General features: G+C 73.2%; 20 protein-coding genes and 1 pseudogene. 14 read left to right on the top strand and 7 right to left on the bottom strand.

Going from position 1 to position 23,135, the window contains the following annotated elements; genetic code table 11:
• Positions 1-69 precede the first annotated feature (69 nt).
• Positions 70-2,760, top strand: a complete 2,691-nt coding sequence (gene polA / locus O7627_RS22075; protein ID WP_278095401.1) for a DNA polymerase I — start codon at positions 70-72, stop codon at positions 2,758-2,760.
• Positions 2,761-2,868: 108 nt separating this feature from the next.
• Here the strand turns inward: polA and O7627_RS22070 are convergent, their stop codons facing one another.
• The 3 genes from O7627_RS22070 to O7627_RS22060 all read right to left on the bottom strand — a co-directional run bounded on the left by O7627_RS22070 (position 2,869) and on the right by O7627_RS22060 (position 4,430).
• Entirely contained in the window at positions 2,869-3,222 is a 354-nt protein-coding gene (locus tag O7627_RS22070) for a DUF3140 domain-containing protein (RefSeq protein ID WP_278095400.1), read from the bottom strand.
• A 5-nt stretch (positions 3,223-3,227) separates the two neighbouring features.
• A complete protein-coding gene (locus O7627_RS22065) occupies positions 3,228-3,467 on the bottom strand; it encodes a DUF2945 domain-containing protein (protein WP_278095399.1) in 240 nt (79 codons plus the stop codon).
• Between the two features lie 150 nt (positions 3,468-3,617).
• Positions 3,618-4,430 (bottom strand): class I SAM-dependent methyltransferase, encoded by an 813-nt coding sequence (locus tag O7627_RS22060; protein WP_278098375.1) that lies wholly within the window; start codon positions 4,428-4,430, stop codon positions 3,618-3,620.
• A gap of 454 nt (positions 4,431-4,884) precedes the next feature.
• Here O7627_RS22060 and rpsA point away from each other — a divergent pair, with 454 nt between their 5' ends.
• A complete protein-coding gene (gene rpsA / locus O7627_RS22055; RefSeq protein WP_278095398.1) occupies positions 4,885-6,399 on the top strand; it encodes a 30S ribosomal protein S1 in 1,515 nt (504 codons plus the stop codon).
• A 144-nt stretch (positions 6,400-6,543) separates the two neighbouring features.
• Entirely contained in the window at positions 6,544-7,752 is a 1,209-nt protein-coding gene (coaE, locus tag O7627_RS22050; protein ID WP_278095397.1) for a dephospho-CoA kinase, read from the top strand.
• A 26-nt stretch (positions 7,753-7,778) separates the two neighbouring features.
• Here the strand turns inward: coaE and O7627_RS22045 are convergent, their stop codons facing one another.
• Entirely contained in the window at positions 7,779-8,972 is a 1,194-nt protein-coding gene (locus tag O7627_RS22045) for a DUF2254 domain-containing protein (RefSeq protein WP_278095396.1), read from the bottom strand.
• Between the two features lie 58 nt (positions 8,973-9,030).
• The gene (locus O7627_RS22040; protein WP_278095395.1) at positions 9,031-11,058 is read right to left on the bottom strand and encodes a hypothetical protein; all 2,028 of its coding nucleotides are present in this window, start codon (positions 11,056-11,058) and stop codon (positions 9,031-9,033) included.
• Positions 11,059-11,453: 395 nt separating this feature from the next.
• Here O7627_RS22040 and uvrB point away from each other — a divergent pair, with 395 nt between their 5' ends.
• The 3 genes from uvrB to O7627_RS22025 all read left to right on the top strand — a co-directional run bounded on the left by uvrB (position 11,454) and on the right by O7627_RS22025 (position 15,050).
• Positions 11,454-13,562 carry an excinuclease ABC subunit UvrB gene (uvrB, locus tag O7627_RS22035; protein ID WP_278095394.1) on the top strand — a complete coding sequence of 703 codons (2,109 nt, stop codon included), beginning with the start codon at positions 11,454-11,456 and terminating at the stop codon, positions 13,560-13,562.
• On the top strand, positions 13,543-14,613 hold the full coding sequence (locus O7627_RS22030) for an AraC family transcriptional regulator (protein ID WP_278095393.1): 1,071 nt from the start codon (positions 13,543-13,545) through the stop codon (positions 14,611-14,613). Before uvrB ends, O7627_RS22030 begins: the two co-directional genes overlap by 20 nt.
• 68 nt (positions 14,614-14,681) lie before the next feature.
• Positions 14,682-15,050, top strand: a complete 369-nt coding sequence (locus tag O7627_RS22025; RefSeq protein WP_278095392.1) for a VOC family protein — start codon at positions 14,682-14,684, stop codon at positions 15,048-15,050.
• A gap of 106 nt (positions 15,051-15,156) precedes the next feature.
• On the opposite strand, the gene O7627_RS22020 is transcribed toward O7627_RS22025, so the two are convergent.
• On the bottom strand, positions 15,157-15,483 hold the full coding sequence (locus O7627_RS22020) for a hypothetical protein (RefSeq protein WP_278095391.1): 327 nt from the start codon (positions 15,481-15,483) through the stop codon (positions 15,157-15,159).
• Between the two features lie 80 nt (positions 15,484-15,563).
• Between O7627_RS22020 and O7627_RS22015 the strand changes: the two are divergent.
• Together O7627_RS22015 and O7627_RS22010 are read left to right on the top strand one after the other, a co-directional pair.
• A pseudogene (locus O7627_RS22015) lies at positions 15,564-15,755 on the top strand (Scr1 family TA system antitoxin-like transcriptional regulator); the annotation flags it as partial.
• A gap of 22 nt (positions 15,756-15,777) precedes the next feature.
• Positions 15,778-15,969: a DUF397 domain-containing protein gene (locus O7627_RS22010; protein ID WP_278095390.1), complete on the top strand. Its 192-nt coding sequence runs from the start codon at positions 15,778-15,780 to the stop codon at positions 15,967-15,969.
• A gap of 18 nt (positions 15,970-15,987) precedes the next feature.
• Here the strand turns inward: O7627_RS22010 and O7627_RS22005 are convergent, their stop codons facing one another.
• Positions 15,988-16,761 (bottom strand): SDR family oxidoreductase, encoded by a 774-nt coding sequence (locus O7627_RS22005; protein WP_278095389.1) that lies wholly within the window; start codon positions 16,759-16,761, stop codon positions 15,988-15,990.
• 83 nt (positions 16,762-16,844) lie between these two features.
• Between O7627_RS22005 and O7627_RS22000 the strand changes: the two genes are divergently transcribed.
• The 6 genes from O7627_RS22000 (at position 16,845) to O7627_RS21975 (ending at position 23,091) form a co-directional block, all read left to right on the top strand.
• Complete coding sequence (locus O7627_RS22000; protein WP_278095388.1) at positions 16,845-17,879, top strand: GNAT family N-acetyltransferase; 1,035 nt, start codon at positions 16,845-16,847, stop codon at positions 17,877-17,879.
• Positions 17,880-17,941: 62 nt separating this feature from the next.
• Entirely contained in the window at positions 17,942-18,862 is a 921-nt protein-coding gene (locus O7627_RS21995; protein WP_278095387.1) for an STM4015 family protein, read from the top strand.
• Positions 18,859-19,977, top strand: a complete 1,119-nt coding sequence (locus tag O7627_RS21990; RefSeq protein ID WP_278095386.1) for an STM4014 family protein — start codon at positions 18,859-18,861, stop codon at positions 19,975-19,977. Before O7627_RS21995 ends, O7627_RS21990 begins: the two co-directional genes overlap by 4 nt.
• A complete protein-coding gene (locus O7627_RS21985) occupies positions 19,974-20,798 on the top strand; it encodes an STM4013/SEN3800 family hydrolase (RefSeq protein WP_278095385.1) in 825 nt (274 codons plus the stop codon). Before O7627_RS21990 ends, O7627_RS21985 begins: the two co-directional genes overlap by 4 nt.
• The gene (locus O7627_RS21980) at positions 20,795-22,138 is read left to right on the top strand and encodes an STM4012 family radical SAM protein (protein WP_278095384.1); all 1,344 of its coding nucleotides are present in this window, start codon (positions 20,795-20,797) and stop codon (positions 22,136-22,138) included. Before O7627_RS21985 ends, O7627_RS21980 begins: the two co-directional genes overlap by 4 nt.
• Positions 22,135-23,091 (top strand): STM4011 family radical SAM protein, encoded by a 957-nt coding sequence (locus tag O7627_RS21975; protein ID WP_278095383.1) that lies wholly within the window; start codon positions 22,135-22,137, stop codon positions 23,089-23,091. Before O7627_RS21980 ends, O7627_RS21975 begins: the two co-directional genes overlap by 4 nt.
• The last annotated feature ends 44 nt before the right edge of the window (positions 23,092-23,135 follow it).

Below are 23,135 nucleotides of genomic sequence, written 5' to 3'. Positions count from 1 at the left end.
TCTTGATGGCCGCGTTCGCGGCGGTGCCTGTGCCGGAGTTGTCGGGGGGCCGGACTAGAGTCGGCTGACGTGACAGCCTCCACCGCACCGCGCCTGCTCCTCATCGATGGTCACTCGGTGGCCTACCGGGCCTTCTTCGCCCTGCCGGTGGAGAACTTCTCCACCACCACCGGGCAGCCGACGAACGCGGTCTACGGCTTCACCTCGATGCTGATCAACGTGCTCCGCGACGAGCGGCCGACCCACCTGATCGTCGCCTTCGACGTGTCCCGCAAGTCCTTCCGCACCGAGAAGTACGCCGAGTACAAGGCCGGTCGCTCGGAGACCCCCGCCGACTTCCACGGTCAGGTCAGCCTGGTCAAGGAGGTGCTGGCCGCGCTGCGGGTGCCGGTGGTGGAGAAGGAGGGCTACGAGGCCGACGACGTGCTCGCCACCCTCGCGAAGCAGGGCCGGCAGGCCGGCATGGACGTGCTGATCTGCACCGGCGACCGGGACGCCTTCCAACTGGTCGGCCCGCAGATCACCGTGCTCTACCCGCGCAAGGGCGTCTCCGACCTGGCCCGGATGGACCCGGCGGCGGTCACCGAACGCTACGGCGTCGGCCCGGAGCAGTACCGCGACCTGGCCGCCCTGGTCGGTGAGAGCAGCGACAACCTCTCCGGCGTGCCGGGCGTCGGCCCGAAGACGGCCGCCAAGTGGATCATCCAGTACGGCGGGGTCGAGGGCGTCATCGCCCAGGCCGACAAGATCAAGGGCAAGGCGGGGGAGAGCCTGCGCGAGCGGCTGGCTGATGTGATCCGAAACTACGACCTCAACTGTCTCGTCGACGACCTGGAGCTCTCCCTGCGGGCCGAGGATTCCCGCTGGCCCGGCTGGGACCGCGAAGCCGTCCACCAGGTCTTCGACACCCTGCAGTTCCGGATCCTGCGGGACCGCCTCTACCAGTACCTCGACGCCGTCGAGCCGGAGGCGGAGGCCGGATTCGAGCTGGCCGGCGAGGTGCTGCCGGCCGGCGGGGTGGCGACCTGGCTGGCCACCCACGCGCCGGCCGGGGTGCCGACCGGGGTGGCGGTGGCCGGCACCTTCGGCCGGGGCACCGGCTCGCTGACCGGGGTGGCGCTGGCCGCCGCGAGCGGCGAGGCGGGCTGGTTCGACCCGGCCGCCCTCGACCCGGTCGACGAGGCGGCGGTCGGCGCCTGGCTGGCCGACCCCGACCGGCCCAAGGTGCTGCACGACAGCAAGCCCGCGCTGCTCGCCTTCGCCGAGCACGGCTGGAGCCTGCGCGGGGTCAGCCGGGACACCGCGCTCGCCGCCTACCTGGCCCGCCCCGACCAGCGCTCCTACGACCTGACCGACCTGGCGCTGCGCTACCTGCACCGGGAGCTGCGGGTGGACGCGCCGGAGACCGGGCAGCTCACCCTCGACGGGCTGGGCGACGACGGCGCTGTCGAGCAGAACCTGATGCTGCGGGCCCGGGCCACCCTGGACCTGGCCGACGCGCTGGACGCCGAGCTGTCCCGGGACGCGGGCACCGCCTCCCGACTGATGGCCGACGTCGAGCTGCCCCTGGTCGAGGTGCTGGCCGGGATGGAACGCACCGGCATCGCCGCCGACACCGACTACCTCTCCGAGCTGGAGGCGCTCTTCGCCGGCGAGGTGAAGGCGGCGGCCCAGTCGGCGTACCAGGTGGTCGGGCGGGAGTTCAACCTGGGTTCGCCGAAGCAGCTGCAGGAGATCCTCTTCACCGAGCTGGGCCTGCCGAAGACCAAGAAGATCAAGACCGGCTACACCACCGACGCCGACGCCCTGCAGTGGCTCTATGCGCAGAACCCGCACCCCGTGCTGGAGCACCTGCTACGACACCGCGACGTGGCCCGGCTCAAGTCCACCGTGGACGGGCTGCTCAAGTCGGTCTCCGACGACGGCCGGATCCACACCACCTTCCACCAGACGGTGGCCGCCACCGGCCGGCTCTCCTCGACCGACCCGAACCTGCAGAACATCCCGATCCGCACCGAGGAGGGCCGCCGGATCCGGCGCGCGTTCGTCGTCGGCGCCGGGTACGAGTCGCTGCTCACCGCCGACTACAGCCAGATCGAGATGCGGATCATGGCGCACCTCTCCGGCGACGAGGCGCTGATCGCCGCCTTCAACTCCGGCGCGGACTTCCACGCCGCCACCGCCTCCTCGGTCTTCGCCGTCGACCTGGCCGCGGTCACCGCCGACCACCGCCGCAAGATCAAGGCAATGAACTACGGCCTGGCGTACGGGCTCAGCGCGTTCGGGCTGTCTCAGCAGCTCGGCATCAGCGCCGAGGAGGCGCGTGGGCTGATGGAGGAATACTTCGGCCGCTTCGGCGGGGTCCGCGACTACCTGCAGACGGTGGTCCGCAAGGCGGTGCTCGACGGCTACACCGAGACGATTCTGGGCCGCCGGCGTTACCTGCCCGACCTGGTGAGCGACAACCGGCAGCGCCGCGAGATGGCCGAGCGGATGGCGCTGAACGCCCCCATCCAGGGCTCGGCCGCCGACCTCATCAAGGTGGCGATGCTGCACGTCGACACCGCGCTGCGCGGCTCCGGGCTCCGGTCGCGGCTGCTGTTGCAGGTGCACGACGAGCTGGTCTTCGAGGTGGCACCCGGCGAGCGGGAGCCGCTGGAGGCGCTGGTCCGCCGGGAGATGGGCGGCGCCCACCCGCTCTCGGTCCCGCTGGAGGTCTCGGTCGGCGCCGGCCCCGACTGGAACAGCGCTGACCACTGACCGCCGGCCGACCGCTGACCACTGACCGCCCGCCGCCCGTTGTCGGCCTGCGGCCTGCCAACAGGCCGGCCCGGCCGGCCATCTGCCGCTCCGCGGCCGCGCCGCAGGTCAGCGCTTGAGCGGGTCGTGGCCCCAGTTCATCAGGGAGTGCCGCCAGCGGGTGTCGGTCACGTCGCCGGCCGGGCGCTGGGCCAGGTGGCGGTGGACGTAGCCGACCACCTTGCGCATGTGGGCGTAGTCGGAATCGGACAGGTCGGCGCGCTTACGGCGCAGCAGAGCCACGATCCGCCGGCCGGAGGCGTGCCCGACGGACTCGCCGCCGCCGGCGGAGTGCTGCCCGGCGGCCTTGGACTCCTCGGTCGTGAGCCACTTCTCCAGTTCGCCGGGGCGCATGTTCACCGCGTCGGTGAACTGCCGGTAGTGCTCCGCGGCCTCGGTTTCCGGACTCGCCGTCCTGGCCATCGCGGTCACCTCCGCTCGGGGCGCAGCGCCTGGGGCTTGTGCACGGCGTCGCGGCCCTCGTCGGTGCGGACCCGGTACTGCGGCTCCTGCGGGGAGGCGGCCACCGTCCGCCCGGCCGCCTCGGTCCGCTCGGTGATCTTCTCCTGCACGGTGCCGTGTGCCGTGCCGCCGTGGCTGCGCCAGCTGACCCGGTCGCCCTTGCGCGGCTCGTCCCGACCGGCGTGAGTCGCCTGGTTGGTCCGCACCGCCCGGTCGGCCTCCGATCCTCGGTCGGCTCGTGTCCCTCGGTCGGCTCGTGTCCCTCGGTCGGCTCGGGTCGTCCGGTCGGCTCGGGCCGCCCGGGGGCCGCTCTCGTGCTCGGGTGTCGGCCGTTTCCGCTCGCTCATGCCCTCCGGCTACCCGCGACCGGCCGTCGGTAACGCGCCGGCCGGCCGGTCGCAGACGAAGATCGCGGTGCCCGGGAAGAGCCGGCCGCGCAGCGGGCTCCACTGCCCCCAGAGCTGCTCGTGCCCCGCCGGCCACTCCGGTTCCACCACGTCCCGCAGCACGAAACCCGCCCCGACGATCTCCCGGACCCGGTCGCCGACCGTCCGGTGCTGCTCGACGTACGTCGGCACCCCGTCGGCGTCCTGTTCCACGTACGGGCGCCGGTCGAAGTACGAGTGCACCGCGGTCAGGCCGCGCTCGCCCGGATCGTCGAGGAAGATCCAGCGCATCGGATGGGTGATCGAGAAGACCCACGAGCCGCCCGGGCGCAGCACCCGGAACACCTCCCGCATCACCGCCGCCGAGTCGGCCACGAACGGCACCGCCCCGAACGCCGTGGCGACCAGGTCGAACGCGCCGGTCGCGAAGGGCAGTGCCAGCGCGTCGGCCTGCACCAGCGGTACGCGTACCCCGGATCGGGTGGCCGCGCGAGCGGCGTGCCGCAACATGCCGGCGGACAGGTCCAGGGCGACCGGCCGGGCACCCTCGGTGGCCAGCCACCGGGCGCCCGCGGCCGCCCCGCAGCCCAGCTCCAGTATCCGGCGTCCGCGCAGCTCGCCGAGGAGTCGGGCGTCGGCCTCGCGCAGCCGTTCCGGGCACCAGACCCAGTCCACGTCGCCGAGGAACGCGCCGTGTTCGGCCTGGTACGCGTCGGCGTCCGCGTCCCACCACCGGCGGTTGGCCCGGCGGGCCTCCCCGTCGCCGACCGGTCGCCGCTCCACCCCGTCCCCGCCGGCCGCGCCGTCCCCGGCGGCACTGTCGTCGGCCGCAGTGTCGGCGGCCGGGATGTCGTCGGCCGCGCCGTGGTGGGTCGTGCCGTGATAGGCCACCGCCGCGCCGGGCTCGGGGGCCTGTTCCAGGTTGCTCACGGCGCTACCGTAGGGGCAGGTCGGGACCGTCCGGCCACCGGTGCCCGACCCGGATCGTCCCGGGTCGTGGACAACTGATCTCATCAGGTGCCGGTAGGGCTTGCACGCTGTGGTAATGCGCACGGTAAGCTGTTCGATGCGCACGCGGATCGTGTGCCTCGGCAGGGAGCAGGTCCGCGGTCGACGGACACACCCCATGATCGAGTGGCGATTGTTCGGTGTGCCCGGCGACGGATCCGCTGGCGCAAACAGGTCACCGCGACACAAACCTGCAGTGACACACCATCCGACCGGAGCAACCGCCCACATGACGAGCAGCATCGAGGCCCCCTCGAGCGCCACCCGGGTCACCCACGACGATCTCGGTTCCGAGGAGGCTTTCCTCGCCGCGATCGACGAGACCATCAAGTACTTCAACGACGGCGACATTGTCGAAGGCACCGTCGTCAAGGTCGATCGGGACGAGGTCCTGCTCGACATCGGCTACAAGACCGAGGGGGTCATCCCCTCTCGCGAGTTGTCGATCAAGCACGACGTTGACCCCGCCGAGGTGGTGTCGGTCGGTGATCACATCGAGGCCCTGGTTCTCCAGAAGGAGGACAAGGAGGGCCGCCTGATCCTCTCGAAGAAGCGGGCGCAGTACGAGCGCGCCTGGGGCACCATCGAGAAGATCAAGGACGAGGACGGCGTCGTGCGCGGCTCCGTCATCGAGGTGGTCAAGGGTGGCCTCATCCTCGACATCGGGTTGCGGGGCTTCCTGCCCGCCTCGCTTGTCGAGATGCGTCGCGTGCGTGACCTGCAGCCGTACGTGGGCCGCGAGCTGGAAGCGAAGATCATCGAGCTGGACAAGAACCGCAACAACGTGGTTCTGTCCCGCCGGGCGTGGTTGGAGCAGACCCAGTCCGAGGTGCGCACCGAGTTCCTGAACAAGCTGCAGAAGGGGCAGGTCCGCAAGGGCGTCGTCTCCTCGATCGTCAACTTCGGCGCGTTCGTGGACCTGGGCGGCGTGGACGGCCTGGTGCACGTCTCCGAGCTGTCCTGGAAGCACATCGACCACCCGTCCGAGGTGGTCGAGGTCGGCCAGGAGGTGGAGGTCGAGGTCCTCGACGTCGACCTGGACCGGGAGCGGGTCTCGCTGTCGCTCAAGGCGACCCAGGAGGACCCGTGGCGGCAGTTCGCCCGGACCCACGCGATCCAGCAGATCGTGCCGGGCAAGGTCACCAAGCTGGTGCCGTTCGGTGCGTTCGTCCGCGTCGACGACGGCATCGAGGGCCTGGTGCACATCTCCGAGCTGGCCGAGCGGCACGTGGAGATCCCGGAGCAGGTCGTCCAGGTGGGTTCGGACGTCATGGTCAAGGTCATCGACATCGACCTGGAGCGGCGCCGGATCTCGCTCTCGCTCAAGCAGGCCAACGAGGGCTTCGTTGAGGGCGAGGAGCACTTCGACCCCACCCTCTACGGCATGGCCGCGACGTACGACAACGAGGGCAACTACATCTACCCGGAGGGCTTCGACCCGGAGACCGGGGAGTGGCTGGAAGGCTTCGACAAGCAGCGGGAGACCTGGGAGACGCAGTACGCCGAGGCGCGGACCCGTTGGGAGGCCCACACCAAGCAGGTGCAGACCTCCCGGGCCGCCGACGCCGAGGCCGCCGCGAACCCCACCCCGCCGAGCGCGGCCGCGTCCAGCGGCGGTGGCGGTGGCGGCGCGACGTCGTCGTCCAGCCCGGCCCCGGCCCGGCAGGCCGAGGAGCCGGCCGGCACCCTGGCCACCGACGAGGCGCTCGCGGCACTGCGCGAGAAGCTCGCCGGCGGCAAGTGACAAGCGGTAGTTAGCGTTACCTTCAGGCCCCGGCCCCGCGATCCGCTCGCGGGACCGGGGCCTCCGCACGCGGTGCGAGATCTTGGCACGAAACGGCCCCGGGTGGCCACCTCCTGCCAAGATCCGGAAAGGGTGGGACGGCCGGTGCTGAGTGTGGGGTTGACCGGGGGGATCGGGTCGGGGAAGAGCGCGGTGGCGGCGAGACTGGCCGGGCACGGGGCGGTGGTCATCGACTCGGACCGGCTCGCCCGGGAGGTGGTCGCCGCCGGCACCGACGGGCACCGGGCGGTCGTCGCGGCCTTCGGGGAGCGGGTGCTGGCCGCCGACGGCGAGCTGGACCGGGCCGCGCTGGGCGGGATCGTCTTCGCCGACGCCACCGCCCGGTCCCGGCTGGAGGAGATCATCCACCCCCGGGTACGCGCCCGCAGCGCCGAACTCGCCGCCGCCGCCCCGCCCGACGCGGTGCTGGTCAACGACGTACCCCTGCTGGTGGAGGTGGGGCTCGCGCCCGCGTACCACCTGGTGGTGGTGGTCTCCGCGGCGGCGGGGGTGCGGGTCGACCGGTTGGTGCGGCACCGGGCGATGACCGCCGAGCAGGCGCAGCAGCGGATCGACGCGCAGGTCGACGACGAACGGCGGCAGGCCGCGGCCGACGTGCTGCTCGACAACAACGGTCCGCTCACCGACCTGCACGCCGCCGTGGACGCGCTCTGGACCGACCGGCTAGTGCCCTACGAGCACAACGTCCGGCAGCGGCGGCATGCCGCCCGGCCGCAGCCGGTGTCGCTCGTCGAACCGGACCCGACCTGGCCGGCCCAGTACGCCCGGCTCGCCGCCCGGATCCGGCACGCGCTCCGCCCGGCCGAACCGCGGATCGACCACATCGGCTCGACCGCGGTGCCCGGCCTGGCCGCCAAGGACATCATCGACATCCAGCTCGGCGTCGACACCGACGCCGCCGACCCGCTGGCCGGACCCGAGGCCGCCGAGCTCGTGGACCGGCTGTCCGGGGCCGGGTTTCCTCCCCTGCCCGGCCAGTGGTGGGACACCCCGCACGGGCCGGGGCAGCCGCCGGATCGCTGGCCGAAGCTGCTGCACGGCAACGCCGATCCGGGCCGCCCGGTGAACCTGCACGTCCGGGTCGCCGGATCACCCGGCTGGCGGTACGCCCTGCTGATGCGCGACCACCTGCGGGCCGACCCGGCCCGGGTGGCGGAGTACCTGGCGGTCAAGCGCGGGCTCGCGGCGCAGGGACTGCCGATCGAGGCGTACGCGGCGGCGAAGGAGCCCTGGTTCGACGAGGAGCACCGGCTGGCCGAGGAGTGGGCCGAGGCGACCGGCTGGCGCCCCTGACGGGCGGTGGGGTCGCGGTGGGTCGGTCACCGCGCCGACCGCTGTCGCACCGAAAGCCGGTGCGACGGCCGAACCACGGTCTCCAGATCGGCGACGACACCCCCGAGCAGATCCACGATCCTCGGCTGGCCGTCGGCGGCGGAACGCACCTCGTCGACCACCATCGCCAGCAGGCTGTCGTAGGACTGCTGCTCCACGCGTACCCGAACGGTCGCGGCGTCGTCCCGGACGACGTGGGGCTGCAGTGGCCGCGCACCGACCCGGCGCAGCAGGTCGTGTGCCTCCTGCACGGCGCGGACCGCAGTGGTGAGGTCGTTGACCCCGGGGGAGAGTGCCCGTCCCGCGATGTCGGCGAGTTGCCGGAACCCGAACCCGATGTCCTGACCGGGAGTGCGTTCCGCCGCGATCTCGACGCCACGCGCCGCGCGGGCCGGATCCACCCGCCGGGGCGGGGCGTCGCCGACCTGGTGGACCCGCAGCAGCGGCACCCCCTCCGGCACGAAGTCGCCCGGCGTGGGCACCACCGAGATCGCGCAGTCGTGCTGGCGGGCGAGCGCGGCGAGGTGGTTCAGGTCGACCCGGGTGATCATTCCCGGCCGGTCAGCGCGGATGACCTGGACCACCTCACCCGGCACCGCGAAGCTCCGATCGTCGGCCTCCGCCGGCAGGTGCTGGTCGATGCAGTGGCGGGTCTGGGCGCCGATCGCGGCGATGATCTGCGAGACCCGCATGACGGTGGTGATGTGGTGCAGGTAGTAGATGAAGACGCCACTGCTGGCCAGGACGAGCGCCATCGACGTTGCCAGCGCCAGCTCCGGCAGCCGCTCGGTGTCCGCCCCGGGTAGGGCGGCGAGCACCACCATGGCGAACAGGAAGGTGGCCACGAAGGTGCCCAGGGCGAGTTGGATGACCCGGTCCTGCAGGAAGGTGCGCAGGACCCGGGGGGAGTACTGGCTGGAGACAAGCTGCAGGGCGACGACGGTGATCGAGAAGACCAGCGCGGTGAAGGAGATCATCGCGGTGATGATCGACGACAGCAGCGACCGGGCGCCCGCGGCTCCGCTCGGCAGGAGACCCCGCACCGGGAACTCGAACCGCAACTCCAGCACCGACAGACCGATCGCCACCACGACGGCGCCGATCGCGCACACCGCGGGCAGTACCCAGAAGCTCTCCCACACCTCTGCCAGGCGCGACGAGACCGTACCCGGCCGATTCATCCGGCTGCAGTTCCCCGCGCGGGACCCGTTCACACCTGCGGCGCACCGGCGTCACCGGTCAGTTGGTCGGCACCCAGGGCAGCTCGGGAACCTGGCCGGGATGCAGGTCGAGCTGGGCGAAGGCCCCGGTGCGGGTACGCAGCTCCAGCCGGCGCAGCAGCCCGGACCGGTCCACCCAGTACCGCATCCGGGCCTGACCGCGCGGGGTGTCCGCCTCGACCGGCTTCGGCAGCTCGAACACGGTCACCTTCTGCCCGGCGACCACGTCGCGCCGCAGCCACACCGCCGACCGGCGTAGCGCGGCCAGGTCGCCGGCCCGCTGGTCGCCGAGCGACAGCACCTCGCTGACGAGCAGATCGAGGTCGAGGCCGCCGAGCCGGTCGGTCCGCTCGGGCCACTGGCGGTAGCTCCAGGCCCGGTCGATGGGTGCGGGCAGCGGCGGCAGGTCGGCCGCACCGGGCCGGCCGTCGCGCGGGGGATCGGCGCCGTGGGCCGGTGCGTCGTCCTCCCGGCGTACGGTTCGGGCCGCGACCCCGGCCGGGTCCGCCCGCAGCAGCAGCCGCTCCGTCGGCTCGTCCAGATCGTGTACGGCGAGGTAGGCGTTTCCGCCGTACCAGTTGACCCAACCGGCGCCGCGCAGGTTGACGGTCGGTCCGTCGCCGGGCAGCAACCGTTCCGCCGGCACCGTCGGGACGGTGAGCGCCACGGTCGCGCCGCCCTGGTCCAGGTTGGTGGGGCGGAGCCGGGCGAGCAGTTCGGCCTCGTCGGCGGTCACCGCGCGGGGGAGTACCGGCAGCCCGCCGAGGGCGGCGACCGCGGTCACCTCCGGGCGGGTCGTCCGGTCGAGGTCCACCTGGACCGGTACGTTCTCGCCCAGCAGCGCCTCGATCCGGTGCAGCCGGGCGTCGGAGTCCAGCCAGTACCGGACCGCGCCGCCCATCTCGGTGAGCGCGGTGGGCGTCGGGCTGGCCGGGCCGCTGTCCCAGCTGGCCTGGGACACGGCGGGGCCGAGCAGGACGTCGACCGTGGCGCCGCCGGCCCGGTCACGGCCGAGCCAACGCGCCTCGCTGCGCTCCAGCGCCTCCGGGCGGTCGGGGCGGTCGGCGGCGGCGGCGAAGATCAGCGCGAGGAACGAGTCCAGCGGGTTGACCTCGGTCCCGGTGCCGCCCATCCGGCGGACCCGCCAGCCGTCCTGGGGCGGTGCGACCGGTGGCTGCTCCGCGGCGGCGGTGGCGGCCTCCCGGGGCGGGCCGGCCGGTTCGGCGACGACCGGCCCGGGGGCGCCCGCCGGCGGTCCGAAGACCCCGCCGGCCGGACCGGTTTGCCCCGGTCCCGCCGTCTCCGGCTTGCCAGTCGCGGGCTCTCCGGTCGCGGGCTCTCCTGGCGTGGGGTCTCCAGTCGCGGGGTTGTCGGTCGCTGGTTCCTCGGCTGCCGGGTCTCCGGTCGCCGGGTCTCCGGTTGCCGGTTGGCCGGCTGGCGGGTCCGAAGCGCCGGGCTCGGTGCCGCCGGGCTGCGTGCTGCCGGGCTCGGTGCTGGCAGGTCCAGTGCTGCCGGGCTGGGCGCTGCCGGGCTCAGCGCTGCCGGGCTCGGTGCTGGGTGGTTCCGTCGGGCCGGGTCGGGTGGCGGCAGGTGGGTCACCGGCCGGTGGCCGGGCGCCGGCTGTGGTGCCGGCGGCGGGGTCCCGATCGTCGGTGGGCCGTCCGGTGGTGGCCGGTCCACTGGGCCGGGCCGGGGTACGGCCGGTGGCCGGCGCCGGGCGGGTGGCCACCAGGCCGGGGCCGGCCTGCAACAGCCCCCGGTGCTCGCCCGCGCCGGGGCCGGTGACGGTGAGGTAGATCAACTCCCGTCCCCAGTCCACCGCCCCGGTCACCTCGATCTCGTCCCCGGCCAGCCCGAGCGTCGCCCGCAGGCCGACCCGGCCGTCCTGGTAGTTGGTCACCCGCATGGCGGCCAGCCGGCGGGCTTCGGCGGGCGACAGGGGCCGGGCCGTCTCCAGGGTCGGTGTCGGTTGACAGGAGATCAGCCCGCCGGCCAGCCCGGCCCCGGAGCCGACGGCGAGGCAACCCAGCACGGTAAGCGTCAGCATTCGGCGGCGGCCGGGCTCGGAGGTGCGCGCGACGGGCGTGGGAGTCCTCACTCGTGGTTGAACTGCGACAACCGGCGAGAGGTGACGTGAGCAGGGGCGGAGCGGTCTCCAGCGGCGCGCGGCCGGGCGGCAAGGGGCGCTCGCGGCGGCCGGTCTGCGCTGTCGCGCGACCGCGTCGGGTGCGCACGCCGACACGTCGTGCCGGGGCTGCAACCACTGCGCCGGACGCGACCTGCCGGTGTGGCGGTGGGTCGCGGACCCGGTCGGCCGCCGCGAGCGGCCTACCCTAGAACGGTATCGTGGTGATCTTTCACACACAATGCGAATATCGAAGCCGATCGTGTACCCACCGTGTGCTCCCGGCCTTGTCGGGGGTCGGGCGTACGGTTGTTCCCATGGCGCTCGACATACCCCGGCTCGACGGCACCTTCGAGGTGATCAGCGAGTTCAAGCCCTCCGGTGATCAGCCGGCAGCTATCGATGATCTTGAGCGCCGGGTCCGTCGGGGGGATCGTCACTCCGTGCTGCTCGGCGCCACCGGCACCGGCAAGAGCGCCACCACCGCGTGGCTGGTCGAGCGGCTGCAACGGCCGACCCTGGTGATCGCGCCGAACAAGACCCTCTGCGCCCAGCTCGCCAAGGAGTTCGGCGAGCTGCTGCCGAACAACGCCGTCGAATACTTCGTCTCCTACTACGACTACTACCAACCCGAGGCGTACATCCCGCAGACCGACACCTACATCGAGAAGGACTCCTCGATCAACGAGGAGGTCGAGCGGCTGCGGCACAAGGCCACGATGTCCCTGCTGACCCGCCGCGACGTGATCGTGGTGGCCACCGTCTCGGCGATCTACGGCCTGGGCACCCCGGAGGAATACCTGGACCGGGCGGTCCGGATCCGGGTCGGCCAGGAGGTCGAGCGGGACGGCCTGCTGCGCCGCCTGGTCGACGTCCAGTACACCCGCAACGACATGGCGTTCAACCGGGGTACCTTCCGGGTCCGCGGCGACACGCTGGAGATCATTCCCGCGTACGAGGAACTGGCGCTGCGGATCGAGTTCTTCGGCGACGAGGTGGAGAAGCTCTACTACCTGCACCCGTTGACCGGGGACGTGGTGCGGGAGGTGGACAACCTGCTGATCTTCCCGGCCACCCACTACGCCGCCGGGCCGCAGCGGATGGAGCGGGCGATAACCGACATCGAGGCCGAGTTGGGCGAGCGGCTGGCCGAGCTGGAGCGGCAGGGCAAGCTCCTGGAGGCGCAGCGGCTGCGGATGCGCACCACCTACGACATCGAGATGATGCGGCAGGTCGGCTTCTGCTCCGGCATCGAGAACTACTCGATGCACATCGACGGCCGGCTCCCCGGCAGCCCGCCGCACTGCCTGCTCGACTACTTCCCGGACGACTTCCTCACCGTGGTCGACGAGTCGCACGTGACCATCCCGCAGATCGGCGGCATGTTCGAGGGCGACGCCTCCCGCAAGCGGATGCTCATCGACCACGGGTTCCGGCTGCCCAGCGCCGCCGACAACCGGCCGCTGCGGTTCGACGAGTTCCTGGAACGGGTCGGCCAGATGGTCTTCCTGTCGGCCACGCCCGGCACCTGGGAGCTGCAGGAGGCCGGCGGCGAGTTCGTCGAGCAGGTGATCCGCCCGACCGGCCTGGTCGACCCCGAGGTGGTGGTCAAGCCCACCAAGGGCCAGATCGACGACCTGATGCACGAGATCAAGCTGCGCACCGAACGGGACGAGCGGGTGCTGGTCACCACGCTCACCAAGAAGATGGCCGAGGACCTGTCGGACTACCTGCTGGAGCACGGCATCCGGGTGCGCTACCTGCACTCCGAGGTCGACACGCTGCGCCGGGTCGAGCTGCTGCGCGAGCTGCGCAAGGGCGACTACGACGTGCTGGTCGGCATCAACCTGCTCCGGGAAGGGCTGGACCTGCCCGAGGTGTCGCTGGTCGCCATCCTCGACGCCGACAAGGAGGGCTTCCTGCGCAGCGGCCGGTCGCTGATCCAGACCATCGGCCGGGCGGCCCGCAACGTCTCGGGCCAGGTCCACATGTACGCGGACAAGATGACCCCGTCGATGCGGGACGCGATCGACGAGACCAACCGGCGCCGGGCCAAGCAGGTCGCGCACAACGAGGCGCACGGCATCAGCCCCGAGCCGCTGCGCAAGAAGATCCACGACATCCTCGACGACATCTACCGGGAGGCCGAGGACACCGAGGGCGCCACCGTCGGCGGCGCGGCGCGGCAGATGTCGCGGGGCAAGGCGCCGGTCCCGGAGACCCGCAGCCGGTCCCGGTCCGCGGCGGCCGGCCCGTCCCGGCAGGGGATGGCCCGGGCCGACCTGGCGCAGCTCATCCAGGAGCTCAACGACCAGATGCTGGCCGCCGCCCGGGAGCTGCAGTTCGAGCTGGCCGCGCGGATCCGCGACGAGGTCTCCGAGCTGAAGAAGGAACTGCGGGGCATGGATGCCGCCGGCATCACCTGAGCCGGCGACCGAGGCCACGGCCACGGCGTCAGCCGAGAGCCCCGCCGACGGGCCGGCCACCGTGCTGACCGCCGACAGCGGCCTGGTGTTCGGCACCCCGCAGCCGGTACTGCGTCAGTACGTCGACAGGTACATCGGGTACTGGGAGCGGGCCCGGGAGCCGTTGATCCGCCGGGAGGTGGCGGGCGCCTTCGTCGTGGTCGTCCTCGGCTGGGGCGCACCCATGGACGTCACCGACCCGCTCGACGCGGATCGGGGAGTCCGGCGGACGGCGTCGTTCGCCGCCGGGGTCTACGACCGGTACGTCACCACCCATCTGCCGGCCGGTCTCGGGCAGGGGGTCGAGCTGATGCTGTCCCCGCTGGTGGCCGGGCGGCTGCTCGGCCTGCCCGGCGGCGAGCTGGGCAACCGGTCGGTCAATGTCGACCAGCTTCCGGGCGGCTGGCTGGGTCGGCTGCGGGACCGGCTCGCCGAGGCGCCAGACTGGCCCGCCCGGTTCGCGCTGCTCGACCGGGCGATCGGGGCGCGGCTGGCCGCCACCGCCGACCCCGACCCGCGCCTCGACCGGGCCTGGCAACGGCTGGCCGACACCCACGGCCGGGTGAGCATCGGTCAGCTCGCCGCCGAGGTCGGGTGGAGCCGCCGGCACCTCGCCACCGTGTTCCAGCGCGAGATCGGCCTGGCGCCGAAGACGGCGGCCCGGGTGCTGCGCTTCCAGCGGGCGTACGCCGACGGCGGCGTCGGCTCGGGTGCCGGAGGCGGCTCAGGTGACGGTGGCGGCGGATCGAACGGCGGTGGCGGAGCGCATGGCGGCGGCGGGTTGGCTGACGGTGGCTGGGCTGACGGTGGCTGGGCTGACGGTGGCTGGGCTGACGGTGGCTGGGCTGACGGTGGCTGGGCTGACGGTGGCTGGGCGGCAGTCGCGGCCCGGTGCGGCTACTACGACCAGGCGCACCTGATCCGCGACTTTCGCGAGTTCGCCGGCGCCACTCCGACCGAGTTCGCCGGGTTCGCACCGAAGCCGGTCGCCGGACCGTGTGAGCCCGTCTGATGCTGAAGCGACCCGCCAGGGTCACATTTTTACAAGCGCGGCTGACCCTCGGCGAACCAGACTGAGGCATGCGAACGATCTATCCCATCTTCACCTACTCCGACGCCCGGGCCGCCATCGACTGGCTCACCAGGGCGTTCGGCTTCCAGGTCCACCAGGTGCACGACGCCCCGGACGGTTCGGTCGCGCACGCCGAACTGATCTACGACACCGGAATGATCATGATCGGTCGGGGGACGGGACCCGATCCCCTGCCGGCCCCCGACCAGTGGTCGGTCTACGTGGCGGTGGACGACATCGAGGCGCACCACGCGCGGGCGAAGGCCGCCGGCGCCGAGATCGTCCAGGACCTCCGCGACACCGACTACGGTTCCCGCGACTACAGCGCACGCGACCTCGAAGGTTACGTGTGGTCGTTCGGCACCTACCGGGCCTGACCCTTGACAACAGGGGTCGGTGATCCGACGGCGGATCATCGGGTCAGGTCCGGCTGCACTACCGATCGACGCTTCGACGCCGGTGCTCCGGTGCACCGACCGGGGCTCAGGCAGGTTCGACACCGGTCTCCGGCGAGTAGAGCTGCACGAGTTGGGCACCGGGTAGCTGCTGCGCGCGCCAGATCGGCTCGACGCAGGAAACCCGGAGCGAGCCGGTCGTCGATCCGCCAGCGGTGCCGGCATCAGCGGGTGGGAGGTCGGCCGGGGAGTCGCCGGCCAGTGCGGATCCGTGCTGGCCGGGCCACCCGTGGTCCCGGAGCGGCCGCAGCAGGTCCAGCTCTCCCCAGTCGCTGTAGTAGGTCTGTGCCTGCTCCGCTGTCGGGAAGACGCCCACCTCCCGGATATCCCGCTCCGGGTGCTTGAAATAGACCACCGCCTCGGTGGTCGACTCCAGTCCCCAGCCGACCGCCCGGTGGTGGCCGGGCTCGCCATTGGTTCACCCCACACACCACCTTCTCGATCTACACCTTCCCCGACCCCGCCGACCCACGGACCGTGGTGCTGGAGACGCTGACGAGTGACATCCACCTGACCGATGACGAGGATGTCGTCCTCTACGCGCGGATCGGGCGCTGGCTGCAAGAAGCGGCACTCTCCCCGGCCGAGTCGATCGATCTTCTGGCTAAGCTGACTGACAGCAGCTAGAACCTTGTCGGGGAGGTGACCCATGGTCGCGCGGTATCCGGGGCGCCCGGAATGGCGCAAGAGCAGCCGCAGTAACACCAGCGGCAACTGTGTCGAGGTCGCGGCGACGGGTGGGATGGTCGTGGTCCGGGACTCCAAGGACCCGGCCGGACCGGTGCTCGGCTTCCCGGCCGCCGACTGGCAGTCCTTCGTGGACAGCCTCCGCCGCGCCTGACCGACCGCCGGAACGCCGTCAGGCGTAACGGTTGAAGCCGCCCTCGGAGTCGATGACCTGGCCGGTGATCCAGCGGGCGTCGGCCGAGCAGAGCCACTCGACCAGCCGGGCGGCGTCGTCCGGGGTGCCCCACGCCCCGCCCGGGAACATTCCGGCCACCACGGCCGCCGCCTCGGGTGTCGCGTACCCGGTGTCGGTCGGTCCGGGATTCACGCAGTTGACGGTGATGCCGTTGGGCGCCAGTACCGGCGCGAGCTGCCGGGTCAGGTTCTCCAGGGCGGCCTTGCTCGCCGCGTACGCCAGCTCGGCGGGCATCGGGCCGAGCCGCTGACCGCTGCTGAACAGCACCAGCCGCCCGCCTGCCGGGGCCGTGAACGCGGCGGCGAACGCCTCCGCCAGCAGCATCGTGGCCCGCACGTTCACGACCAGGTGCCGGTCGATCTCGTCGGCGGTCAACCCGCCCAGCTCGGTGCGGGTCGAGTACGCGTGCGCGGCCACCACCGCGTCCAGCCGGCCGAACCGGCGTACCGTCTCGGCGACCAGCTCGCCCGGCGCGGCGGGTGCGGTCAGGTCGGCGGCCCGGTGGACGGCGTCCGGACCCAGCTCGGCCAGCAGCCCCGGCACCCCGTCCGGGTCGCCGCCGTAGGGCTGCGCGGCGTCGTACGCCGGCAGCCCGGTCAGCGACAGCCGGTAGCCGGCCGCGGCGAACCGGCGGGCGATCGCCGCGCCGATCCCGATCCGGCGGCTCACGCCGGTGATCAGGGCGACCCGGCCGGTCGTGGGCTCTGTCATGGTCCCGACCCAACCGTTCGGACGGCAGGTCGGCAACCGGAATTCGGTGGGGCGCCGGGCCGGGTCGGGCCTACCCTCGGCAGATGCGACTCGAATCGACTGTCGGGGCGGATTCGCAGCTCGCCTGGCGCCCACTGACCGGCGGTGACCTGACCGGCGGTGATCCGGCCGGCGGTGAACCGGCCGGCCTGGTCGCGCTCGCCGGCCGGTGCCGGGCCGCCGACGGCGGCATGCCGCTGATCACCTCGCCGTCGTTCCTGGCCGGCCGGTTCGCCGCCGCCGACGGTGTCGGGTGGGGCGCGACCGACCGGACGGGCGCGCTGGTCGCCGCCGGCGCGGTCCGGAGCGTCCAGAGCCGGGTACGCCGGGCCGTCTTCACCGGGCTGGTCGACCCCGCCCACCGCGGGCGCGGCGTCGGGGCCGCCCTGCTCGACTGGGGACTGGCGATCGCCGGTGGCCTGGGCGGCCGGGTGGCGGTGGAGACCGAGTCGCTCACCGGCGCGGCGACCGCGCTCTACACCAGCCGGGGACTGCGGCAGACCTTCGCCGAGGACGTGCTACGCCGCGACCTGGCCGCAGTGCCGGGCGTCGGCGCCGACCCGACGGTGCCGGGCGTCGGCGCCGACCCGACGGTGCCGGGCGCCGGCGCCGACCCGACGGTGCCGGGCGCCGGGGTCGACCCGACGGTGCCGGCGGGCATCAGCCTGCGCGCCTGGCCGACGGTGCCGGCCCGGCGGTTCTTCGAAACCTACCGGGCCGCGTTCCGGGACCGGCCCGGATTCCCCGGCTGGTCGGAACGGAAATGGGTGGAGTGGACGGCCGACGACGCGGAGTTCCGACCCGAGTGGTCCCTGCTGGCCGTCGACGACCGGTACGGCGACGTCGGCTTCGTCACCTGCGCCGACGGGTGGATCGTGCAGGTCGGCGTCCGGCCGGACCGGCGCGGCCACGGTCTCGGGGCGGTGCTGGTGGCCGAGGCGCTGCGGCGGATGCGGGCGGCCGGCGCCACCGAGGCGCTGCTCGACGTCAACGTGGACAACCCGGCGGGGCGTCTCTACCGGCGACTCGGCTTCGTCGAGATCGGACGGCGGGCCCGGTTCGAGCCGCCGGCATCCTGAGCCGTGTCGGCGGGCCTTGCTAGGGTTTCGCCCGCCCGCATCCCCGGCCCGGAAGAGCCAGCATGACGATCAGCCAGTCCCGCACCGAGTTCGCCGGCCTGCCGGTGGTCGACTTCGACCCGGCGGTGCCCGCGCCCACCCCGGCCGGTGCGGCCGCCTGGCGGTTGAGCCTGGACTACGACTCGACGGCCGAGGAGTTCGCCGGTCTGGTCGAGAGCTTCCTCGCCGCCGTCGACCCGGCCCAGGTCGCCGCGCTCGTCGTCGGGCAGTGGGGCGAGGAGTACGAGACGCCGGCCCCGATCGAGCTGCTGGCCGGGCTCGCCCCCCGGCTGACCGGCCTGCGGGCGCTCTTCCTCGGCGAGATGACCTTCGACGAGTGTGAGATCTCCTGGATCATGCAGGGCGACGTGACGCCGCTGCTGTCCGCGTACCCGGGATTGGAGATCTTGTGGGTGCGCGGCGCCACGGAGCTGGCGTTGCGGCCGGTCCGGCACGCGGCGCTGCGGGAGTTCGCGATCGAGGCCGGCGGTCTGCCGGCGGCCGTGGTGCGGGCGGTCGGCGGCTGCGACCTGCCGGCGCTGGAGTGGCTGGAACTCTGGCTGGGCACCGACGACTACGGCGGCGACGCGGGCGTCGACGACCTGGCGGAGATCCTGGCCGGCGGGCGGCTGCCGGCGCTGCGCCGGCTCGGGCTGCGCAACGCCCAGATCGCCGACGAGGTGGCCGCCGCGCTCGCGACCGCGCCGGTGGTCGCCCGGCTGGACGTCCTCGACCTCTCCCTGGGCACCCTCTCCGATGCCGGCGCGGCGGCGCTGCTGGCCGGGCAGCCGCTGGGCCACCTGCGCCGGCTGGTGTTGGACCACCACTACATCGGCGCCGAGCTGGCGGCCCGACTGGTCGCCGAGCTGCCGGATGTCGCGGTCTACCTCGCCGACCGGGAGGAGGCCGAGGACGGGCGGCGCTACGTGGCCGTCTCCGAATGACCGGCCACGGCGGTCGGCCGCTGCTGGTGGTCGGTAACCCCGCGAACCGCCGGGTGGCGATGCTGCGCGCCGCGGCCGACCGGGTCGGGGTGCCGGCGTCGGTGCTGCCCTGGCGGGAGCTCGCGGCCGGGCCGGTCCGGGTGCCCGACGGCGCGGTCGTTCGGGTCGACTCGCCGGGCGAGGACGCCGAGGTCGACCGCCTGCTGCGGGGAGCCGACCGACCCGCCGACCCGGGCGAGATCATCGGCGCGGCGGCCTGGTACGCCGGGTTGCGCGCCGCGCTGGGCCGGCTCACCGAGGCGGTACGCACCGCCGGCGGCACCCTGGTCAACGCGCCCGACGACATCCTCACCATGTTCGACAAGCCCACCTGTCACCGCCGGCTGGACCGGGCCGGGGTGCCGGTGCCGCCGGCGCTGCCGGCCCCGCCGGCGGACTGGCCGGAGCTGCTGGCCGCCCTGCGCGCCGCCGGCTGGGCGCGGGTCTTCGTCAAGCCCGCGCACGGCTCGTCCGCGTCCGGCGTCCTCGCGTTGCAGATCGGCTCGACCCGGGTCCGCGCGACCACCTCGGTCGAGCTGGCCGGCGACGGCCGGCTGTTCAACTCGCTGCGGGTGCGGCACTACACCGACGAGCGGTCGGTGGCGGCGATCGTGGACCGGCTCGCCCCGGACCGGCTGCACGTGGAGCGCTGGTTTCCAAAGGCGACGCTTGCGGATCGGGTGGTCGACCTGCGGGTGCTCGTGGTGGCGGGGGTGCCCGGCCACGTCGTGGTGCGCGCCGCCCGGCAGCCGCTGACGAACCTGCACCTGGGCAGCGCGCGGGGTGATCTCGCGGCGGTGCGGGCCGGCTTCGGCGCGGCCGGCTGGGCGGCTGTCCTGGACACCTGCGTACGCGCCGCCGGTTGCTTCCCCGGCAGTCTGCACGCCGGGGTCGACCTGTTGCCGGGCAGCCGATGGCGGCGACATATGGTGGCCGAGGTGAACGCGTTCGGCGATCTGCTCCCCGGCGTGTACGACGCCGCCGGACGGAACAGCTACGCGGCCCAGCTGCACGCCCTGCGGACCGGGGGATTCGACCGGTGGCGGGCGACGGGCCTCGACGGGAGGGCGGCATGAAAGATCTGATCGGCAGCCACGACCTGCTTCTGGTCACCCTCGACACACTCCGCTACGACGTGGCCGAGGAGTTGGCGCGGACCGGGCGGACCCCGAATCTCGCCCGGGCCCTGCCGGGCGGCCAGTGGGAGCGCCGGCACAGCCCGGCCAGCTTCACCTACGCCGCCCACCAGGCCTTCTTCTCCGGCTTCCTGCCCACCCCGACCGGCCCGGGGCCGCATCCGAGGCTCTACGCGGCGACCTTCCCCGGCAGCGAGAGCACGGCCGGTGACACCTGGGTCTTCGACGCCCCCGACGTGGTGACCGCGCTGGCCGCCGCCGGCTACCACACCATCTGCGTCGGCGGCGTCGGCTTCTTCAACCGCAAGCCACCGCTCGGCGCGGTCCTGCCGGCGTTGTTCACCGAGTCGCACTGGGAACCCGAGTTCGGGGTCGCCGCCCCGGGCTGCTTCCAGGCGCAGCTCGACCGGATCGCCACGGTGGTGCCGGCCGTGCCGGCCGAGCAGCCGATGTTCCTCTTCGTGAACGTGGCGGCGATGCACCAGCCGAACCGGCACTACCTGCCGGGCGCCGACCGGGACAGCCGGGAGAGCCACGCCGCCGCGCTGGAGTACGTCGACCGGCACATCGGACGGCTTTTCGCGCTGGTCAGCTCGCGGGACCGGCCGTGCCTGGTGGTGATCTGCTCGGACCACGGCACCGCCTACGGCGAGGACGGCCACAGTGGACATCGACTCGGCCACGAGGTGGTGTGGACGGTGCCGTACGCGCAGTTCGTCCTGCCGCCGGGCGAGTGGGGGAAGCCAGGGGACTGGGAGTGAGCCGGCTGGCCGGCTCGCCGTACCAGGACTACCTGTACGCCTACCCGCACAAGACGGCGTACCGGCCGTTGCGGCCCCGGCCCGCGCTGCGGGAGGTCTGGGCGGGGGAGCGGTCCGACGCCCTCTTTCTCTACCTGCACCTGCCCTTCTGCGAGCATCGGTGCGGTTTCTGCAACCTGTTCACCAGGGCCAATCCGCCGGCTGAGCAGGTTGGCGCGTACCTCGCCCAGCTTGCCCGGCAGGCCGACCGGGTCGCCGACGCCCTCGGCGCCGGGGCGAACTACGCCCGGGTGGCGATCGGCGGCGGCACCCCGACCTTCCTGACCGCCGGCGAGCTGTCCGACCTGTTCGACCTGGTGGCCCGGTTCGGCGCCCGACTCGGCTCGGTGCCGATGGCGGTGGAGACGTCACCGGCGACCGCCACCGCGGACCGGATCGCCGTGCTGGCGGAGCGGGGCACCAGCCGGGTCAGCATCGGGGTGCAGAGCTTCGTCGACGCGGAGGCGCGGGCGGTGGGCCGGCCGCAGCGGCGGGCCGAGGTGGAGGCGGCGCTGGCGACGATCCGGTCGTACCCGCTGCCGGTGCTCAACCTCGACCTGATCTACGGCATCCCCGGCCAGACCGAACGGAGCTGGCGGGCGTCGTTGGCGGCGGCCCTGCACTGGCGGCCGGAGGAGCTGTTCCTCTACCCCCTCTACGTCCGGCCGCTGACCGGCCTGCGCCGTCGTGCCACCGGCGGCAGCTCCAGCGGGGGGCGGGACCCCGAGTGGGACGCGCAGCGACTGGCGCTCTACCGGATCGGTCGGGAGTCGCTGTTGGCGGCCGGCTACCGGCAGCTCTCCCTGCGGCACTTCCGCCGGGCCGGGCCGGGCCTCGACGTCGACCCGGCCCCCGAGTACTCGTGCCAGGACGACGGGATGGTCGGGCTCGGCTGCGGCGCCCGCTCCTACACCGCCGGCCTGCACTACTCGTTCGACTACGCGGTCGGGGTCCGGCAGGTGCGGGCGATCATCGACGACTACCTGCGCCGGCCGGCCGGCGACTTCGAGGTCGCCGAGGTCGGGTTCCGGCTCGACGACACGGAGCGGCGCCGCCGCTGGCTGGTGACGTCGTTGCTGCGGGCCGAGGGGTTCCGGCCGGCGGACTACCGGGACCGGTTCGGCACCCCGGTCGAGGAGGACTTCCCCGAGCTGGCCGAGCTGACCGGCCGCGGTTGGCTCGACGCCGGCCCGGGCCTGCTGCGGCTCACCGAGACCGGGCTGGAACGCTCCGACGCGATCGGTCCGTGGCTGGTCTCCGGCCCGGTCCACGCCGCGATGGCCGGGTACGCCGCCCGGTGAACCTCGCCATCCTCTACCGGGGGCCGCTGGCCAGCTGCAACTACGACTGCCCGTACTGCCCGTTCGCCAAGCGCCGGGACGGTCGGGCCGAGCTGGCCGCGGACCGGGCCGCGCTGGACCGCTTCACCGACTGGGCGACCCGCAACCCGGACGGCGACCGGCTGTCGATCCTGTTCACGCCGTGGGGCGAGGGGCTGTCCCGGAGCTGGTACCGGTCGGCCCTGACCCGGCTGTCGCGGCTGGCGCACGTCGAGCGGGTGGCCATCCAGACGAACCTGGCCGGTCAGCTCGGTTGGCTGGCCGAGGCGGACCGCTCGACGGTGGCGCTCTGGGCGACGTACCACCCGGGTCAGGTGCGCCGGGAGACCTTCCTGCGCCGGTGCGACCGGCTGCTCGGGCTGGGGGTGCGGTTCTCGGTCGGCGTGGTCGGCCTGCCGGACCACCTCGCCGAGGCCCGGGCGATCCGGGCCGCGCTCCCCGACGAGGTGTACCTCTGGGTCAACGCGGCCGATGGCCGGCGTTATCCGGCCGACGAGGAGGCGGCCTGGACGGCACTGGATCCGCACTTCGGCTACAGCGTGCGGCCGCACCTGACCGCCGGGGCGTCCTGCCGGACGGGGGAGAGCGTGCTCTCGGTGCTTGGCGACGGCACGGTGCGCCGCTGCCATTTCGTACCGACCCCGATCGGCAACCTCTACGACGGGTCGTACCGGGCCGGCCTGCGGCCCCGGCCGTGCCCGAACGCGGTCTGCGACTGCCACATCGGCTACGTTCACCTGCGCACGCTGCCGCTCTATCAGGTCTTCGCGGGCGGCACCCTGGAGCGGATCCCCGCGAACTGGCCCGGTGCCGCGGACTTCTCCGGCCGTGACCCGGCCCGCCGGACCGGCGGCCCCGAGCCCGCCGGTCCGGCCGGACCTTCAACGGGTCCGCAGTGGACTACGGCAGGCTAGTAGCGACGTACGACATTTCTGGCCGGCGAGCCGGCGGCCGGCCT

Source organism: Solwaraspora sp. WMMD1047, assembly GCF_029626155.1.
Lineage (GTDB): Bacteria > Actinomycetota > Actinomycetes > Mycobacteriales > Micromonosporaceae > WMMD1047.
The sequence above is the reverse complement of the archived record's forward strand: the minus strand, read 5'-3'. Positions and strand labels throughout refer to the sequence as shown.

Excerpts from the sequence above, each read along its gene's own strand:
- O7627_RS22070 (WP_278095400.1), bottom strand. The coding sequence starts at position 3,222 with ATGGCCAGGACGGCGAGTCCGGAAACCGAGGCCGCGGAGCACTACCGG.
- rpsA (WP_278095398.1), top strand. The coding sequence starts at position 4,885 with ATGACGAGCAGCATCGAGGCCCCCTCGAGCGCCACCCGGGTCACCCAC.
- O7627_RS22045 (WP_278095396.1), bottom strand. The coding sequence starts at position 8,972 with ATGAATCGGCCGGGTACGGTCTCGTCGCGCCTGGCAGAGGTGTGGGAG.
- O7627_RS22040 (WP_278095395.1), bottom strand. The coding sequence starts at position 11,058 with ATGCTGACGCTTACCGTGCTGGGTTGCCTCGCCGTCGGCTCCGGGGCC.
- uvrB (WP_278095394.1), top strand. The coding sequence starts at position 11,454 with ATGGCGCTCGACATACCCCGGCTCGACGGCACCTTCGAGGTGATCAGC.
- O7627_RS22030 (WP_278095393.1), top strand. The coding sequence starts at position 13,543 with ATGCCGCCGGCATCACCTGAGCCGGCGACCGAGGCCACGGCCACGGCG.
- O7627_RS22025 (WP_278095392.1), top strand. The coding sequence starts at position 14,682 with ATGCGAACGATCTATCCCATCTTCACCTACTCCGACGCCCGGGCCGCC.
- O7627_RS22010 (WP_278095390.1), top strand. The coding sequence starts at position 15,778 with ATGGTCGCGCGGTATCCGGGGCGCCCGGAATGGCGCAAGAGCAGCCGC.
- O7627_RS22005 (WP_278095389.1), bottom strand. The coding sequence starts at position 16,761 with ATGACAGAGCCCACGACCGGCCGGGTCGCCCTGATCACCGGCGTGAGC.
- O7627_RS22000 (WP_278095388.1), top strand. The coding sequence starts at position 16,845 with ATGCGACTCGAATCGACTGTCGGGGCGGATTCGCAGCTCGCCTGGCGC.
- O7627_RS21995 (WP_278095387.1), top strand. The coding sequence starts at position 17,942 with ATGACGATCAGCCAGTCCCGCACCGAGTTCGCCGGCCTGCCGGTGGTC.
- O7627_RS21990 (WP_278095386.1), top strand. The coding sequence starts at position 18,859 with ATGACCGGCCACGGCGGTCGGCCGCTGCTGGTGGTCGGTAACCCCGCG.
- O7627_RS21985 (WP_278095385.1), top strand. The coding sequence starts at position 19,974 with ATGAAAGATCTGATCGGCAGCCACGACCTGCTTCTGGTCACCCTCGAC.